The sequence below is a fragment of the Lentzea sp. NBRC 102530 genome, from assembly GCF_030269365.1.
GTDB lineage: Bacteria > Actinomycetota > Actinomycetes > Mycobacteriales > Pseudonocardiaceae > Lentzea.
Map to the genome: position 1 here is coordinate 1 of NZ_BSTF01000021.1, position 15,284 is coordinate 15,284.

A 15,284-nucleotide genomic window follows, 5' to 3' on the forward strand; every position below is an offset into this window, starting at 1 on the left:
AGACCAGACGACAGATCTTCGGAAAGACACAAGGTCAGTCAAGCCACGAGTCAGACCAGCCCAGCGAGAACCACCACACACATCCTCACTGTCAAGCCCCGATCCCCATCGTCGCGAAGCGGCGATGCCTGGCCCACGCTCGTCGAGGTCTCCAGGACCACCACCCAAGCGAGCCCAACAGAGTGCCCCAACACCCCACAACCCCGCTCAACCGAACCCATCAGCCCGGTATGGGACTTTCGTCCTGAAAGTTTCCGGAACAAAGTCGTGAGAGCGTTCCCATTGACGTGGACGTAACACGCCGTTGAGGATCGGCGGCATGCATTGGAGAAGCACTCTCGCCGCAGTGCTGGGGCTGACGCTCGCCGCCGGCACGACCTCGGCGGCCGTCGCGCAGGACGCGCAGCACTGGCCGCCGAAGCCGCCGAAGCAGACGGTCATCGGGCAGCCCAAGACGGAGCACGGCTGTGCCCGCATCGAGAAGTCCCTGCCGGAGCTCAAGGGCTGGCCGAAGGTCGAGAGCCAGCTCGACGGTGACCGCAGGGACGAGGCGAGGATCAAGGCGATCCTCAAGGACATGACGCTGGCCGAGAAGGTCGGTCAGATGACCCAGCCGGAGATCGCCGCGATCACGGCCGAGGACGTCAAGACCTACGGGTTCGGCTCCGTCCTCAACGGTGGCGGCAGCTGGCCCGGCGCGAAGAAGAACGCGACGCCGCAGGAGTGGCTGGCGCTGGCCGACGCGTACTTCGAGGCCTCGAAGCAGTCGCGCACCAAGATCCCCGTCATCTGGGGCATCGACGCCGTGCACGGCAACAACAACGTCTACGGCGCGACGGTCTTCCCGCACAACATCGGTCTCGGTGCGACGCAGGACCCGTGCCTCATCCGCGACATCAACGCGGCCACGGCCGAGCAGATCCGCGCCACCGGCCAGGACTGGGCGTTCTCGCCGACGCTCGCCGTCGTGCAGGACGACCGCTGGGGCCGCACGTACGAGGGCTTCTCCGAGGACCCGCGGATCACGCGCGCCTACGGCTACGAGGCCGTGCGCGGTCTGCAGGACAACGCCAAGAAGCGCATCAGCGAAGACGGCGTGATCGCCACCGCGAAGCACTTCCTCGGTGACGGCGGCACGACCGGCGGCAAGGACCAGGGCGTCAACGCCTTCTCCGAGAAGGACATGATCAACCTGCACGGCCAGGGCTACTACGGTGCCCTCGCCGCGGGTGCGCAGTCGGTGATGATCTCGTTCAACAGCTGGACGAACGACGTCATCAACGAGGGCAAGGTGCACGGCTCCAAGTACGTGCAGACCGGCATCCTCAAGGAGAAGATGGGCTTCGACGGCCTGCTCGTCGGCGACTGGAACGGCCACGGCCAGGTCACCGGCTGCACTAACGGCTCCTGCCCGCAGGCGGTCAACGCCGGTCTCGACATCTTCATGGTGCCGAACGACTGGAAGGCGTTCATCACCAACACGATCGCGTCCGTCGAAAAGGGCGAGATCCCGATGGCCCGCATCGACGACGCGGTGACCCGCATCCTGCGCGTCAAGCTGCGCGCCGGCGTCTTCGAGGCCAAGAAGCCGTCGCTGCGCGAGCACGCCGGTGACGCGAAGGCGTTGCAGCACAAGGAACTGGCGCGCGAGGCCGTGCGCGAGTCCGCCGTGCTGCTGAAGAACGACAAGCGCGTGCTGCCGTTGTCCAAGCGCAGCAAGGTGCTCGTGGTCGGCAAGAGCGCCGACAACATCGGCAACCAGACCGGTGGCTGGACGCTGTCGTGGCAGGGCACCGGCAACACCAACGCCGACTTCCCCAACGCCACCAGCATCCTCAAGGGCATCCAGGACACCCTGGGCACCGCGAACGTGACGTTCTCCGCGACCGCGGACGGCGTGGACGCGTCGCAGTTCGACGCCGTCATCGCCGTCATCGGTGAGACCCCGTACGCGGAGGGCGTCGGCGACCTCGGCAAGCGTTCCTTCGAGGCCGCCCGCCTGCAGCCGCAGGACCTCGCGGTGCTGGACAAGGTCTCCGGCAAGGGCAAGCCGGTCGTCACCGTGTACGTCGGTGGCCGCGCGCTCTACATGAACAAGGAGATCAACCGCTCCGACGCGTTCGTCGCGGCGTGGCTGCCCGGCACCGAGGGCGGCGGCATCGCCGACCTGCTGATCAAGGGACGCCACAACGGGTTCAGCGGCAAGCTGTCCTACTCGTGGCCCGGCGAGGCCTGCCCGGCGCTGCCCGGTGAGCCCGCCAAGAAGCCGCTGTTCAAGCTCGGCTACGGCCTGCGCGACTGGCAGACCGGCAACCTCGGCAAGCTCGACGAGACCAGCCCCGGCGCCCTGTGCTCCGGTGGTGGCGGCGGCACGGCCACCGAGGACCTGGAGGTCTTCAACCGCACCGACATCGCGCCCTACCAGTCGATGATCGGGTCGGCGGAGAACTGGGGCGGCACGGTCATCGGCCCCGACGGCCAGGCCTCGCACGCCGAGATCAACGTCGTGCAGTCCGACGTCAACGTCCAGCAGGACGCGCTCAAGACGACGTGGACCGGCACCGGCCCCGGCCAGGTGTACCTGCAGAGCCCGGCGCCCGCCGACCTGCGGGGCTACGGCAACGCCAACTCCGCCATCGTGTTCGACGTGATCGTGCACCAGGCCCCGGCCAACCGCACGGTCATCAGCTCACACTGCCAGTACCCGTGCATGGCCGAGATCGATGCCACGCAGGTGTTCCGCGACCTCCCCGTCGGGCAGAAGTCGACCGTCAAGATCCCGGTCTCCTGCTTCTCCGACAAGGGGCTGGACCTGGAACTGGTCAACACGCCGTTCCTCGTCTACACCGACGGCGCGTTCCAGGCCTCGTTCGCGAACATCCGGTGGGTGCCCAAGGCGGGCACCGATCCGGACGCCCTGCCCTGCACGTAGGCACTGAGCACCAGCTAGGCCCCCGGCGCGCTTCCTGCTGTTTTCTCCAGCAGGAAGCGCGCCGCCGTCTGTGCCTGCCGGGCGGGTTCGGACGACACGGTGATCGCCGTGTTCGTCATCGCCCCCTCGAACAGCAGGAAGATCGAGTCCGCCACCCATTCTGGCCGGCCGGTCGCCGCGACCATCGCCGCGATCGCCCCCCGCACGCCGGACTTCTGGTGGCGCACCACCGCCGTCACGCGCTCCGAGGACGGGCCCAGCTCCGCGTAGGAGTTGATGAACGCGCAGCCGCGGAAGTCCGTCGTCCCCGACGAGTCCGCCATCCAGTCGAAGACCGCGAGGACCTGCTCCTCCGGCGTCGACGCGCGCCGCACGTACTGCATGGTCGCGGCGGTGATGGCCTCCTCCCGCCGCCGCAGGACCTCCTCGACCAGCGCGTCCTTGCCGTCGAAGAGCTGGTAGAGCTTCTTCAGCGAGACGCCGGCCTCCGCGCGCAGCTCGTCCATGCCGACAGCGTGCGCGCTCTTCGCGTAAAACAGCCGGTCAGCGGCCTCTAGGACCCGCTCCCGCGCCTCTGTGTCCGCAGTCACAACGCTTACCCCTTGCCGTGGAGAACGTACGTTCTCTACCTTAGCACCCATGCCGGAGAACGAGCGTTCTCCACAACTGAAGGAGACGGGAATGTCGAAGATCGTGCTGGTTCACGGACTGTGGCTCACCGCGGCGAGCTGGAAGAACGTCGCCGAACGCTTCGAGGCCGCCGGCCACGAGGTGCTCACGCCGACCTGGCCCGGCTACGGCGAGGTCGCCGAGATGCGGGCCCACCCGGAGATCGCGAACGGCCTCGGCGTCGTCGAGATCACCGACCACGTCGAGAAGTTCATCCGCGCCAACAACGCCGAGGACGCGATCATCATGGGCCACTCGTTCGGCGGCCTGATCACCCAGAAGCTGCTCGACCGGGGCCTCGGCAAGGCCGGCGTGGCGATCCACTCGGCGCCCGCCAAGGGCACGCTGGGCCTGCCGTTCTCCTCGCTCAAGGCCGCGTTCCCGGTGCTCAAGAACCCGGCCAACGCCAAGCGCAACGTCGCCCTGACGGCCGAGGAATGGCACTACGCCTTCACCAACACGCTCCCGAAGGACGAAGCCGAGGCGCTGCGCGAGAAGTGGGCCATCACCGCGCCCGGACGTCCGCTCTGGCAGGCCGCGACCGCCAACTTCACCACCCACAACGCGACCAGGGTCGACTACCGGAACCCGAACCGCGCGCCGCTGCTGTTCATCGCGAGCGAAAGCGACAACGTCGTGCCCGCCTCGATGAACCGCGAGAACGCCCGCCGTTACAAGACGCCCACCGTCACCGAGATCAAGGAGTTCCCGAACCGCCCGCACTTCGTCCTGGGCACGCAGGGCTGGGAAGAGGTCGCCGACCACGCCCTGAACTGGGCGAGCAGGTTCTAGGTGTCGAGGTCCACGGGCTCGCCCCTGATGGCGGTCACCGCACCGCCCGTCGCAGCGGCGAGCCAGACCTCGAAGTCGTCCGGGTCCTTCGTGAGAACGGTGAAGGTGACGTCATGACCGTAGTCCGTGTCCGCGACGTGGTACCCGGCCGCGCGCAACGCGTTCTCCAGCTTCCCGGCCTGATCGTGCTCCACGGCCAAAAGCACGCTCTCGTGCCGTTCGCGCGTCAAGGTGCCGAGAGCGTCGATGGCCTCGGACACGGCCCGTCCGTACGCGCGGACCAGGCCACCGGCCCCGAGTTTGATGCCGCCGTAGTAGCGGGTGACGACGACGGCGGTGTCCACGAGGTCCCGCCGCGTCAGCACCTCCAGCATCGGCACCCCGGCCGTGCCGGCGGGTTCGCCGTCGTCGGACGAGCGCTGGGTGTCCGCCGTCCGGAACGCCGTGCAGTTGTGCGAGGCCTGCCAGTGCTCCTTGCGGACCCGGGCGAAGAACTCGGAAGCCTCGGCGTCGGTGGCGACCCGGGCGACGTGGCACAGGAACCGCGACCGCTGGATCTCGATCTCGTGCGTGCCGTCCCGCTTGATCACCTTCACGGTTCGATTGTCCGCCGCCGCTCAGCCTCGCCGAACAGCGCGTCCAACTCCGCCGGCGGCACCTCTTCCAGCTGCTCGTACGTGCATTCCAGCGGCGTCTTGTCCGCGCGAAAGCGCACCAGCCGCGCGGTGTGCCGGAACCGGCCGCCCTGCACGTGCTCGTAGCGCACCTCGGCCACCCGCGACGGATCGAGCAGCACGACCTGGAGCTGCTTGCCGGGGTTCCACCGGCTGTTCATGCCGGGCCCCTCGTACGTCGCCCACGCCGCCCACGGGTGGTCGGCGGGATCGAGCAACGGCGCCAGCTCCTCGACCAGCTCCCGCCGCCGCGCCGCCGTGAAGCTGCTCGCCACGCCGACGTTGTGCAGCTCGCCGTCCTGGTAGAGCCCGAGCACCAGCGATCCGACCGTCTCGCCGTCCTTGTGCCACCGGTAGCCCGCGACCACGCAGTCGGCCGTCCGCTCGTGCTTCACCTTGAACATCACGCGCTTGTCCGGCTCGTACACCCCGTCCAGCGCCTTCACCATCACACCGTCGAACCCCGCGCCCTCGAACCGGGTGAACCAGTCCTGCGCCACGTCCGGGTCCGTTGTGGACGGTGTCAGGTAGACACCGGGCACCTCGGACACGGCCGTCTCCAGCAGCTTGCGCCGTTCGGCGAAGGACAACCCGGTGACGTCCTCGTCGCCCAGCGCCAGCAGGTCGAACGCCACGAAGCTCGCCGGCGTCTCCACCGAGAGCTTCCGCACCCGCGACGCCGCCGGGTGCAGCCGCAGCTGCAACGTGTCGAAGCTCAACCCGTCCGGCGTCACCAGGACGATCTCACCGTCCACCACGCACCGCGGCGGCAGAGCCCGTTCGAGCAGCGCCACGACCTCGGGGAAGTACCTGGTCAACGGCTTGTCGTTGCGCGAACCGAGCTCCACCTCGTCGCCGTCGCGGAACACGACGCACCGGAACCCGTCCCACTTGGGCTCGTAGGAGAGCCCGTCCCCGCGCGGCAGCGAGGGCACGGACTTCGCGAGCATCGGCTTCACCGGCGGCAGCACGGGCAGGTCCACCCCGCGACCATAGGCCGTGTCGGGCCAGTCCGTTCGATGAGACTCACGTCTGAGCGCGGCCAGCGCGGACGGACTGGCCCGACACGGCCCGGCTCAGCGCAACGACACCGCGAGCTTTTCGAGTTCCCGCACGTCCGCGTCCATGCCGTCGTCCTCGGGGATCGCCAGCGCGATCGGCCGCCGCAGCGTCACCGCGCCCGACCGGCGCGTCTCGAGGCCCGCCCGCAACCGTTCCGACAGCGGCAGGTCCTCCGGCGTCTCAGCGACGTACGGGCTGATCCGCACCAGCCCGTCGCGGCACTCGATCACCCGCCGGTAGTAGCGCCGGTGCACGCCGCGCAACGACACCGCGTCCCGCCGCGACGGCACCCGGTGCAGGGCGTCCTCGGGGAACGACTGGTGCAGCAACGTCCACAGTGGAGCCAGTCGGTGGTAGGCCCGCAGGTGCCGCAACCACAACCGGGTCGCGGCGAAGCGCATCGCCGCGATCGGGTAGATCACGCCGATCACGCAGAACAGCACGCCCGGCAGCAGGAACCACACCGCGGTCGTCAGCAGCCAGCGGGGGAGCGGCTCACCGAAGTAGCGGGAGACGTTGGAGGCCACGAAGATCGCGTCGGCCGGCACCAGCAGCGCGAGACCCGTCGAGGTGATCAGCAGGCCGCGCCGCAACCGGGGCTCGGCGCCGCGGGCGTAGCGGCGCGCCCACACGAACATGGTCGCGAACCCGTAGAGCAGGTAGCCGTTGCCCAGCGCGTAGAAGACCGTGATCGCGAGGATCCCGGTCGGGCCGCCGCCGAGCGAGTTCGGCACGCGCGCCGCGGCCACCCTCAGGTCGTCCGGGATCGCGAGCACCGCCCACGTCATCACGGTGATGCACAGCACCAGTGGCGCGAGCTGGAGCAACGCCTGCCGCTTGGCGCGGGCGTCGTCCAGCGCGGAGAAGATGAAGAAGCAGATCAGGCCGTACACGCCGACCTGGAGCATCGAGTGCTGGATCAGCTGGCACACCATCGGGTCGAGCCCGAGGAACCACCGCCCGTTGGCCGCCGCCCGGCCGAACGGGTAGCCGATCGCCCAGCCCGCGACCAGTCCGGTCACCGACCGCAGGCGCGGGTCGAACGGTCTGCGCACCAGCAGGTACAGCACGACCGCGAGGGCCGAGAACGCGACGATGCCCTGTGTTTCCTTGAGGTACTCCACCTACAACCACCCCAGGCGGTCCGCGAGCGACTTCGACATGCGCCGCGCCGGGCCCTCGGACGCGCGGGGCGCGACCTTGTCCAGCACCGACGCCCACTCCAGGATGATCGTCGCCACCGTCTCGGCCTCGCGTTCGTGCGCCGAGTCGTAGGACGTGCGCCGCAACGCCCGCCGCACCGCGTTCGGTTCGAGGTCGGGGTAGAGGCCCGCGAGCAGATCGTCGTCCTGCTCGTCGCTCGTGTGCCCGGCCAGCAGGTGGCCGAGTTCGTGCAGGATGATGTGGTTCTGGTGCGCCTTCGACGTCTCCTGCTGGTACAGGATGTAGTCGGCCTTGGCGGTCGCGATCCACACGCCGTACGGGCCGGGCACCGGGATCGGGTGCGCGATCAGCCGGATCGGCTTGCCGCGCTGGTCACCGACGCGCCGGCACAGCTCGTGCACGTCGAGCGGCGGCTGGATGTCCAGCTCGTTCAACAAGCGGCGGCACCGCTTGCGCAAATCTCGTTCGGCCACGAGTCATCCTTCGCCGCGCTCGGCCTGTTCCTGTCGGTAGACCACGTCGAGCAGTTCCATGACCAGGCGGCGGCGGTCCGGCGACAGTTCCCCCGCGCGCATCGCCATGAGCTGCGCGTCGCTGCCCGAGGTGATCTCGTTCAGGCGCGACTGCTCGTCCTGCAACGACTTCAGCTGCTCGTCGACGCGATCGGTGACCTCGTCGTCGAAGAAGTAGCTCACGGGCACACCGAAGAAGCCTGCCAGTGCCTGCAAATGCTTGAACGTCGGGTTGTCCTTCTTGCCCTTGCGCAGCTGCCAGATGTAGCTCTGCGAGATCGTCAGGCCGGTGTCGGCGATCGCGGCGGCGACCTGCTCGTTGCTGTACTCCTGGCCTGACCTGGAGGTATGTCTGGCGAAGAGGTGGTTGAGCTTGTCCGCCAGGGACCGTTCCCCCGCCATGCCGCCTCCCCCGTTGCGCGGTGAGCGTCTCCACCCATGGAAAGGGCTATCTGGGTGAGTGGATTTTCACCAGTTGAAAGCCCTCCAATGGCCAACATAGACTCCCCCCGTGCGCGTCTCAACTGCGGAGGGTGTCCACCCGGTCCGGGACGGTCACGGCAGTCCACCTGATCGCCACTTCGCGGAGGTTCCGGGACATGGCGCTTGCTGAGCGACAAGGGTCGTTCCACCAGTCGGTGATCGATGTCGTCTACAAGACCATGAACCAGCTCGCGCAGACGGACTCGCCCGACGAGGTGTTCGAACTGCGTGAGCAGCTCCGTGCCGCCCTGCCGTGGTGGCGGGGGCTGCTGCGGATGCACGAGCCGAACGAGCGGCACCGGTGCAAGTCGTGCCACACCTGGTACGGGCGGCACCGCGCGTGGCCCTGCCCGGTGTGGCGGGACGCGGTGCAGGCGTTGCACCAGCTCAACGACATGTACGGGTTCCTCGGGGCCGCACACCCCAGCGACCCGTTGCCCGGTGAACGGGTCGTGGTGAGCGGTTCCGGCCGCCTGGGCGAGCAGAACCGCTCACGCTCGTCCCAGAACTCCTAGAACGAGACCCGGTCCGTGCTGTCGGCGCGCAGCACCGACTCCTGGCCGAACTGGGACTTGTAGTCGCGCCGGATCTCCTCGATCTCGCGGTTCGCGGCGCGGTCGGACTGCGGGTACAGCAGGATCAGGACGTAGGAGTCCTCCTTGCCGCCCTTCCACTGGCCGTGCGCCTGGAGCCAGGTGAGCCCGTCGGGGAAGGCCGGCGTCACCTCCGCGTCGAGGAACGACTCGAACTGCGCCGGGGTGATGGGGGTGCCGTTCTGCAGGTTGCCGCCGAAGTACAGCTCCGTGCGCCTGTACTGCTCGCCGGGGGAGGGGGCGGCCGGTGCGGCCGCGCTCGCCGAGGTGAGACCCAGCAGGAGAGCGCCGACCAGCCAGGCCACGGTTCCGCGTCGTGTCGTCATGGAGCACATCCAACCGGCCGGAGCCCGGCCGGTTGAACGTGTTTCGCTCCTTGGGAACCACCCGATCCCGACGGACTAGCCGATCTTGAAGCTCTGCGCCGCCGACCCGTTGCAGGTCACCTGCACCAGCTGCACGCCGTCAGCGCTGCCACCGTTCGCCGCCAGGCACTTGTTCGAGTGCCGTGCCGTCAGCGTCGAGTAGCCGTCGGACCCGGTCGTGACCCGCCACTGCTGGTTGGTCGAACCGAAGTCGTCCCACAGGTGGATGCCGGTGTTGTCCGCGGTGGACGGGCCGCTCACGTCCAGCACCTTGTTCGGGTCGTTGCGGTACTCGACCCGCGAGAACCCGTCGGTGGTCGCCACGACGCGGAAGTTCTGCGCCGTGGTGCCGTTGCACGCGTACTGCTGGATGACGGTGCCGTTGGTCAGGCCCGCTCCCGCGGCGTCGACGCACTTGCCGTTGCCGCGGTTGGTGATCGTCTTCCACTCGCCCTGCGGCGGCGGGGTGCCGCCACCGCCCAGCCAGAGCAGGCTGTCGATGAGGAAGTTGTTCTGCGTGGCGCTCGCGAACGTGGACGACAGCGGCCGGTTCGCCGCGTAGTCCATGGCGTTGTGGCCGAAGTTCGCGTAGATCATCTTGTAGTTCTTGTTCGTCCACATGATCGGGTAGTAACCCGAACGCCACTGCTGGTTCGGGTCGGTGCCGAGCGGGAAGCTCACCGGGTCGACGCTCGCCAGGACCTGGATGTTCGAGTTCTGCCGCAGGTCGCGGTCCCAGCTGTACCACTCGCTGACCGCCGAGACGAACCGGTCGGGCAGGCGCAGCGTCGACGGGTGGGTGCGGGTCTCGACCTTCAGCGTCGCGACGGTCGGACCCCACGTGTTGCTGACGAAGTTGCCCTTGGCCAGGAACGTGTTGTGGTACCAGGGCCACTCGTTCGCGTTCTGGGTGAACGCGCTGACGTGGAAGCCGAAGAAACCGCCGCCCGCCTCGATGTAGCGCTGGAAGCCGGACCGCGCCGCCGCACCCGTGGGCGCGTCGTCGAGGAAGATCACGACCTGGGCCTGGGCCGGGGTCAGGTTGGTGAGCCGGTTCCAGTCACGGGTCGACTCGTAGGTGAAGCCGTTCTCCTGACCCGCGCGGGTCAGCCACGGGTTGGCCTCGTTGACGAACGCGATGTGCGCCGCGTCCCAGGTGCCGTTGTAGAACGCCAGCACCTTGAACGGTGCCGCTTGTGCCGAGTTCGTTGCCGAGAGAGAAACCGGGACGAGGGTGGCGGCGAGCATTGCCAGCAACGCCAGCAGTTTTCTGGCCATTCGGGACACACCTTCGTGTAGCAGGGGTTGCGCGCCCGAAGATCATCGTAGAGAAGGTCTAGACCTGTTGGGGACCGGTACGTTCACAGAATTCTTTTGCGCCACAACATGAAGCCGCCCAGCACCGCCAGGCCGCCCAGGGCCGCGACCACGGCCGCCATGCCGAACCTGGTGGCGTCGGACGGCGGTTGTTCGGCGCTCGACGCAACGGGAACGGGCCGGGGCGTGCTCTGCCGCGCGGTGGTGGTGACGGGTGCGGACGGCTCCGACGACGGCGCGGACCGCGTGGTCTTCGGCGCGGCCCGCACGGGAGGTGCGACGGCGGGGGCCTGCTGGGCCTGGGCCGGTGGCGGCGCGGGTGCCGCGAGTTCGACGTCCGTGCACGAGTAGTAGGTGTCGGGCGTGTCCGTGTTCTGCCAGACCGTGTAGATCAGGTGCCGCCCGGTGAGGTTCTTCGGCAGCTGCACCTGGAACTCGTAGGCGCCGTTCACGAGCGGGGGAGAGGGCACGCTCAGGAACTGGTCGAGGTCGGCCCACGTCAGCGATCTGGCCGGCTGGTAGCCGGCGCGGGTGACGTAGAACCGGAACGAACCCTGGTGCGGAATGGTCGCCCGGTAGGTGAAGCCCGTGTCCTTGAGCAACGTCGCGGGCCACTCGGCGCTGGGCGCGTCGAGACCGGTGTACTTCGGCAGCCCCGCGCTGCACAGGCGGCCGTCGGGGACCTTCTGCCGGTCCTGGCCGCGCACGTTCGCCAACCGGATGTTGTCCCACTCCTTGGACGGCAGCCCCGCTGAAATGGCGTCGCGGCACGGCGGGGATGATGCTGTGGGCTGACCTGGCGAACACAGGAAAGCCCTGCTCGGCGGGTCAGTGGGCGCACCATGGGCGTGCGCGGGAACCACAGAGAGCATCATGAGCAGCGTTAGCACGCCCAAAAGGCGAAACACGGGCACCTCCCCTGTCTTTCTAGGGGTACGCGTGCCAGACCCGAGTCGTTCACGGAAGATGTACTGTCATGTCCTTCGCTGATGAGGTGTCCGCGGCCGCTGCCCGGCTCGGTGGAGTCGCGCGCACCACGCCGCTAGAGGTCAACCAGCGGTTGTCCGAGAAGACCGGCGCCCGCGTGTGGTTCAAGCGCGAGGACCTCCAGGTCGGCCGCTCCTACAAGCTGCGCGGAGCGTTCAACCTGCTCTGCCAGACCGAGTTCGCGTTCGGCGGCGCCGTGTGCGCGTCGGCCGGCAACCACGGCCAGGGCATGGCGTACGCCTGCCGCCGCCTGGGCATCGAGGGCCGCGTGCACGTGCCGCGGACCACCCCGCGCCAGAAGCGGGACCGCATCCACGCCCTCGGCCAGGGCATGGTGCAGCTGATCGTCGACGGCGACACCTACGACGACGCGGCCGCCCTCGCCAAGGAGTACGCCGTGGCGACCGGCGCGACCCTGGTGCCGGCCTTCGACGACCGCCGCACCGTGGCCGGTCAGGGCACCGTGGGCCTGGAGATCGTCCAGCAGCTGGGCGGCGCTCCGGACGTCGTGATCGTGCCGATCGGCGGCGGTGGCCTGCTGTCCGGCGTCGGCACGTGGTTCAAGGAGCGCTTCCCGAAGACCCGCATCATCGGCGTGGAGCCGGCCGGCGCCGCCTCCATGATCGCCGCCGTGCAGGCGGGCGAGCCGGTGACGCTGCCCAACGTGGACTCGTTCGTCGACGGCGCGGCCGTGCGCCGGGCCGGCGACGTGACGTTCCCGATGGTCCGCGACTCCGGCGCCGAGCTGCTGACCGTGTCCGAGGGCGCGGTGTGCACGGAGATGCTGGAGCTGTACCAGATCGACGGCATCATCGCGGAGCCCGCCGGTGCGCTGGCCTCGGCCGCGCTGGTCGAGGAGATCGCGGTGGCCCCCGACGCGACGGTCGTGTGCCTGCTGTCCGGTGGCAACAACGACGTGTCGCGGTACGCCGAGATCGTCGAGCGTTCGATGATCCACCGCGGCCTCAAGCACTGGTTCCTGGTCGAGTTCCCGCAGGAGCCCGGCGCGCTGCGGCGGTTCCTCGACGACGTGCTCGGCAAGGACGACGACATCGTGCAGTTCGAGTACATGAAGCGCGACAACCGGGAGACCGGGGCCGCGCTCGTCTGCATCGAGCTGGGCCGCCGCGAGGACTACGACCTGCTGTGGGGCCGGATGAAGGAGTCCCCGCTCAAGATCCAGCACGTGGAGCCGGGGTCGACGGCGTACCGGTTCCTGATCTAGAGCATCTGCTCGTGGAGTTCGCGCACCGGCGCGTCGAACTCGGAAGAGGGGCGTGCCGGGCACCCCGTTCGCGGAATGCCCGGCACCTAGCGGGGTACTACGGCCTAGGCGGACATACCTTCCAGGAGAAGTGGTACGTCGTCTCGATGGAGCCGTCCGTGGAGTCCATCGCGATGAAGCTGGTGAGCTTCTTGTCGGAGGTGCCGGCCATGACCCGCAGCTCCGTGTTGATGTTGAAGTTCCGCTTCTCGCCGCACGGGTGGTAGACGATCGCGGCCACGTCGGTCGTGTCCGTCGCCTGCCAGTCGTCGCTGAACGGGCCCTTGTAGTTGTGCTGCTTGTACTCGGTCTGCGACATGCCCTGGAAGTAGTAGTTGGCCTTCTCCAGGGCGGTGGCGCCGCGCTCCAGGTGCGCGAAGCCGCGGTAGTCGGTGGACGCGATGCCGTAGGTGAAGCCCGACGGCACGTTGACGCGCAGGTTCAGCTGGCAGTTCTTGCGGAAGTCGGTGGGCAGGGCCTGCGGACCGACCTGGGCCATGAACTCGCTGTAGGTGACGGTGAACGCCTTGTTGTCCGGGCTGACGGCCACGGCGGCGGTTCCCGCCCGGCAGCCGGAGCCGTTGATCGTCACGACGTCGATGGTGATGTGGTCCGGCGGGGGAGTGTCACCGGGGGCACCGCCGGGCGGGACGATGATCGTCGACATCGCGAGCGCGGCCGCGGCCAGGGTGGTGAGCATCGGGCACCTTTCGGAGTCGAAACGTTCGGGGCGGCGGCGGTCGGTGCCTGCGGTCAGCAGCGCTTCCAGGAGAACTGGTACTTCGTGCTCACGCTGCTGTCCGTGGAATCCATCGTCATGAAGCTGTTCGCTTTCGACGCCGTTCCCGCGTTCACGCGCAGTTCGGTGTTGATGTTCAGGTGCCGCACCTCACCGCACGGCGCGTAGATGATTTCCGATACCTGCGCGCGGTCGGTGGCCTGCCAGTTGTCGCTCTTCGGGCCGCTGAACGAGTGGGAGCGGCTCGCGCCCTGCGACATTCCCTGGAAGTAGTAGTTGCCCTTTTCCGTGCCTGTCGCGCCCTGCTGCAGGTGGGCGAATCCGCGGTAGTCGGCCTGGGCGATGCCGAACGTGAAACCCTGCGGGTAGGACACTCTGATGTTGAGCTGGCAGTTCTTGCGGAAGTCGGTGGGACCGGAGCCCTGACCGGCTTGGGCCAGGTACTGGCTGTAGGTGACCGTGAACGCCGTGCGGTCGTCCGCCGCGGCCACGGCCGCGGTGCCCGCGGGGCAGCCGGAACCGTTGACGGTGACGACGTCGATCGTCACGAAGTCGGGGACATCGGGTGCTGCGTGCGCGGCCGGCGCGGTGAGGACCGCGGACAGCGCGAGGGCAGCAGCCGCCACCTTTTTCAGCATGGCCAGCCTTTCTGGTTGCTTTCGTTTGTGGCGGCGGAATCACGACGATATCGGAAACCCTGCGTGGTGACGGGCCGCCGATTGGGTGACTGAATTAGTGGGTGGTGTCCCAGAAAATGTACGACAAAGTGCACGGTCGAAATCTTCGGCCGCGCGCGGACCATGCTCACCCACCGTGCAGAGAATTGACCTGACGATTGTCTGACGATCGCCGTTCGCTGGTCCGATCGAGTGGCGGGAGTGAGCTTCCCCGCCCTGGGAAGAAGCGCTCCTCATCGGATGTTGATACTGGTGACACAGTCCAACCCCGATGAGGAGTGCGCCTGATGGCTCCCGACCAGCTGACCGTCTACTCGACCTCGTGGTGCGGCTACTGCCGGATCCTGAAGAGCTCGCTCGACCGCGAAGGCATCGAGTACGTCGAGATCAACATCGAGGAGACGCCGGGCGCGGCCGACTTCGTGATGGAGGTCAACGGCGGCAACCGGACGGTGCCGACCGTGCACTTCCCGAACGGCAAGGCGCTGACGAACCCGTCGCTCGCCCAGGTGAAGGAACAGCTCGCGGCCTGAGCGGCTACTCGTAGAGGAACGCCGTCGTCGACTGGCCGTCGAGCATCTCGCGGATGATGTCCGCGTGGCCCGCGTGCTGCGCGGTCTCCCGGATCAGGTGCAGCGCGATCCGCCGGATCGACATGGGCTGCGGGTCGGTGTCCCAGGGCGCGGACGGCAGCGGGACGAGTTTGTCGAGCGAGGCGGTGCGCAGGGCCTCGTCGGTCGCGCGCACCGCCTCGTCGTACGACGTGAGCAGTTCCCCGAAGTCCGTGCCCGTCCAGGTGTACTGGTCGAAGTCCAGCATCCCGGGCGGTGGAAGGGGTTGCTCGGTCAGGATGTGGGTCCAGCCGCGCTCACACCGGGTGAGGTGCTTGAGCAACCCACCCAGCGTGAGTTCGCTGACGGTCGTGCGCTTCTTGGCGTCCGCCTCCGACAAGCCGTTCATCGTGACGCGGAACGTGCTGCGCTGGTCGTTCAGCTCGTGCAGCAGATCGGTGAGCTCCATGGTCATGCAGTGAAGCTATGACCGGACCAGGACC

At 68.2% G+C, this 15,284-nt stretch carries 17 protein-coding genes; 5 read left to right on the forward strand and 12 right to left on the reverse strand.

Annotated elements, in window-relative coordinates:
- Positions 1 to 319: 319 nt before the first annotated feature.
- Positions 320 to 2,932: a glycoside hydrolase family 3 protein gene (locus QSK25_RS38835; RefSeq protein WP_285645919.1), complete on the forward strand. Its 2,613-nt coding sequence runs from the start codon at positions 320 to 322 to the stop codon at positions 2,930 to 2,932.
- Between the two features lie 14 nt (positions 2,933 to 2,946).
- Here QSK25_RS38835 and QSK25_RS38840 read toward each other — a convergent pair whose 3' ends face one another.
- Positions 2,947 to 3,573: a TetR/AcrR family transcriptional regulator gene (locus tag QSK25_RS38840; RefSeq protein ID WP_285645920.1), complete on the reverse strand. Its 627-nt coding sequence runs from the start codon at positions 3,571 to 3,573 to the stop codon at positions 2,947 to 2,949.
- 40 nt (positions 3,574 to 3,613) lie between these two features.
- Here QSK25_RS38840 and QSK25_RS38845 point away from each other — a divergent pair, with 40 nt between their 5' ends.
- On the forward strand, positions 3,614 to 4,393 hold the full coding sequence (locus tag QSK25_RS38845) for an alpha/beta hydrolase (protein WP_285645922.1): 780 nt from the start codon (positions 3,614 to 3,616) through the stop codon (positions 4,391 to 4,393).
- On the opposite strand, the gene QSK25_RS38850 is transcribed toward QSK25_RS38845, so the two are convergent.
- The 5 genes from QSK25_RS38850 to QSK25_RS38870 all read right to left on the reverse strand — a co-directional run bounded on the left by QSK25_RS38850 (position 4,390) and on the right by QSK25_RS38870 (position 8,207).
- Positions 4,390 to 4,989, reverse strand: a complete 600-nt coding sequence (locus tag QSK25_RS38850) for a YigZ family protein (protein ID WP_285645924.1) — start codon at positions 4,987 to 4,989, stop codon at positions 4,390 to 4,392. The genes QSK25_RS38845 and QSK25_RS38850 overlap by 4 nt on opposite strands.
- Positions 4,986 to 6,050 carry an ATP-dependent DNA ligase gene (locus tag QSK25_RS38855; protein ID WP_285645927.1) on the reverse strand — a complete coding sequence of 355 codons (1,065 nt, stop codon included), beginning with the start codon at positions 6,048 to 6,050 and terminating at the stop codon, positions 4,986 to 4,988. The genes QSK25_RS38850 and QSK25_RS38855 overlap by 4 nt, the downstream gene beginning before the upstream one ends.
- 93 nt (positions 6,051 to 6,143) lie before the next feature.
- Positions 6,144 to 7,253 (reverse strand): MAB_1171c family putative transporter, encoded by a 1,110-nt coding sequence (locus QSK25_RS38860; protein WP_285645928.1) that lies wholly within the window; start codon positions 7,251 to 7,253, stop codon positions 6,144 to 6,146.
- On the reverse strand, positions 7,254 to 7,766 hold the full coding sequence (locus tag QSK25_RS38865) for an ImmA/IrrE family metallo-endopeptidase (RefSeq protein WP_285645929.1): 513 nt from the start codon (positions 7,764 to 7,766) through the stop codon (positions 7,254 to 7,256). It lies immediately after the preceding gene.
- A gap of 3 nt (positions 7,767 to 7,769) precedes the next feature.
- Positions 7,770 to 8,207, reverse strand: coding sequence for a helix-turn-helix domain-containing protein (locus tag QSK25_RS38870; RefSeq protein ID WP_285645930.1), 438 nt, complete (start codon positions 8,205 to 8,207; stop codon positions 7,770 to 7,772).
- Positions 8,208 to 8,404: 197 nt separating this feature from the next.
- Between QSK25_RS38870 and QSK25_RS38875 the strand changes: the two genes are divergently transcribed.
- The gene (locus tag QSK25_RS38875) at positions 8,405 to 8,803 is read left to right on the forward strand and encodes a hypothetical protein (RefSeq protein WP_285645931.1); all 399 of its coding nucleotides are present in this window, start codon (positions 8,405 to 8,407) and stop codon (positions 8,801 to 8,803) included.
- Here the strand turns inward: QSK25_RS38875 and QSK25_RS38880 are convergent.
- The 3 genes from QSK25_RS38880 to QSK25_RS38890 form a co-directional block, all read right to left on the reverse strand.
- On the reverse strand, positions 8,800 to 9,207 hold the full coding sequence (locus QSK25_RS38880) for a DUF3574 domain-containing protein (RefSeq protein WP_285645932.1): 408 nt from the start codon (positions 9,205 to 9,207) through the stop codon (positions 8,800 to 8,802). The genes QSK25_RS38875 and QSK25_RS38880 overlap by 4 nt on opposite strands.
- A 75-nt stretch (positions 9,208 to 9,282) precedes the next feature.
- Complete coding sequence (locus QSK25_RS38885; protein ID WP_285645934.1) at positions 9,283 to 10,524, reverse strand: ThuA domain-containing protein; 1,242 nt, start codon at positions 10,522 to 10,524, stop codon at positions 9,283 to 9,285.
- A gap of 83 nt (positions 10,525 to 10,607) precedes the next feature.
- Positions 10,608 to 11,438 (reverse strand): lytic polysaccharide monooxygenase, encoded by an 831-nt coding sequence (locus QSK25_RS38890; RefSeq protein ID WP_352236878.1) that lies wholly within the window; start codon positions 11,436 to 11,438, stop codon positions 10,608 to 10,610.
- Between the two features lie 101 nt (positions 11,439 to 11,539).
- Between QSK25_RS38890 and ilvA the strand changes: the two genes are divergently transcribed.
- Positions 11,540 to 12,775 (forward strand): threonine ammonia-lyase IlvA, encoded by a 1,236-nt coding sequence (ilvA, locus tag QSK25_RS38895; RefSeq protein WP_285645936.1) that lies wholly within the window; start codon positions 11,540 to 11,542, stop codon positions 12,773 to 12,775.
- 97 nt (positions 12,776 to 12,872) lie between these two features.
- On the opposite strand, the gene QSK25_RS38900 is transcribed toward ilvA, so the two are convergent.
- Together QSK25_RS38900 and QSK25_RS38905 are read right to left on the reverse strand one after the other, a co-directional pair.
- Positions 12,873 to 13,514 carry a DUF4360 domain-containing protein gene (locus QSK25_RS38900; protein WP_285645937.1) on the reverse strand — a complete coding sequence of 214 codons (642 nt, stop codon included), beginning with the start codon at positions 13,512 to 13,514 and terminating at the stop codon, positions 12,873 to 12,875.
- Between the two features lie 53 nt (positions 13,515 to 13,567).
- Complete coding sequence (locus QSK25_RS38905; protein WP_285645940.1) at positions 13,568 to 14,191, reverse strand: DUF4360 domain-containing protein; 624 nt, start codon at positions 14,189 to 14,191, stop codon at positions 13,568 to 13,570.
- A 326-nt stretch (positions 14,192 to 14,517) separates the two neighbouring features.
- On the opposite strand from QSK25_RS38905, the gene QSK25_RS38910 reads away from it, so the two are divergent.
- Positions 14,518 to 14,763 carry a mycoredoxin gene (locus tag QSK25_RS38910; RefSeq protein WP_285645942.1) on the forward strand — a complete coding sequence of 82 codons (246 nt, stop codon included), beginning with the start codon at positions 14,518 to 14,520 and terminating at the stop codon, positions 14,761 to 14,763.
- A gap of 4 nt (positions 14,764 to 14,767) precedes the next feature.
- On the opposite strand, the gene QSK25_RS38915 is transcribed toward QSK25_RS38910, so the two are convergent.
- Complete coding sequence (locus QSK25_RS38915; protein ID WP_285645946.1) at positions 14,768 to 15,256, reverse strand: DinB family protein; 489 nt, start codon at positions 15,254 to 15,256, stop codon at positions 14,768 to 14,770.
- Between the last annotated feature and the right edge of the window lie 28 nt (positions 15,257 to 15,284).

Bases quoted from the DNA above. Each gene is read 5' to 3' on its own strand.
- QSK25_RS38835 (WP_285645919.1), top strand. From the start codon at position 320: ATGCATTGGAGAAGCACTCTCGCCGCAGTGCTGGGGCTGACGCTCGCC.
- QSK25_RS38840 (WP_285645920.1), bottom strand. From the start codon at position 3,573: ATGGGTGCTAAGGTAGAGAACGTACGTTCTCCACGGCAAGGGGTAAGC.
- QSK25_RS38845 (WP_285645922.1), top strand. From the start codon at position 3,614: ATGTCGAAGATCGTGCTGGTTCACGGACTGTGGCTCACCGCGGCGAGC.
- QSK25_RS38870 (WP_285645930.1), bottom strand. From the start codon at position 8,207: ATGGCGGGGGAACGGTCCCTGGCGGACAAGCTCAACCACCTCTTCGCC.
- QSK25_RS38875 (WP_285645931.1), top strand. From the start codon at position 8,405: ATGGCGCTTGCTGAGCGACAAGGGTCGTTCCACCAGTCGGTGATCGAT.
- QSK25_RS38880 (WP_285645932.1), bottom strand. From the start codon at position 9,207: ATGACGACACGACGCGGAACCGTGGCCTGGCTGGTCGGCGCTCTCCTG.
- QSK25_RS38885 (WP_285645934.1), bottom strand. From the start codon at position 10,524: ATGGCCAGAAAACTGCTGGCGTTGCTGGCAATGCTCGCCGCCACCCTC.
- QSK25_RS38890 (WP_352236878.1), bottom strand. From the start codon at position 11,438: ATGATGCTCTCTGTGGTTCCCGCGCACGCCCATGGTGCGCCCACTGAC.
- ilvA (WP_285645936.1), top strand. From the start codon at position 11,540: ATGTCCTTCGCTGATGAGGTGTCCGCGGCCGCTGCCCGGCTCGGTGGA.
- QSK25_RS38900 (WP_285645937.1), bottom strand. From the start codon at position 13,514: ATGCTCACCACCCTGGCCGCGGCCGCGCTCGCGATGTCGACGATCATC.
- QSK25_RS38905 (WP_285645940.1), bottom strand. From the start codon at position 14,191: ATGCTGAAAAAGGTGGCGGCTGCTGCCCTCGCGCTGTCCGCGGTCCTC.
- QSK25_RS38910 (WP_285645942.1), top strand. From the start codon at position 14,518: ATGGCTCCCGACCAGCTGACCGTCTACTCGACCTCGTGGTGCGGCTAC.
- QSK25_RS38915 (WP_285645946.1), bottom strand. From the start codon at position 15,256: ATGACCATGGAGCTCACCGATCTGCTGCACGAGCTGAACGACCAGCGC.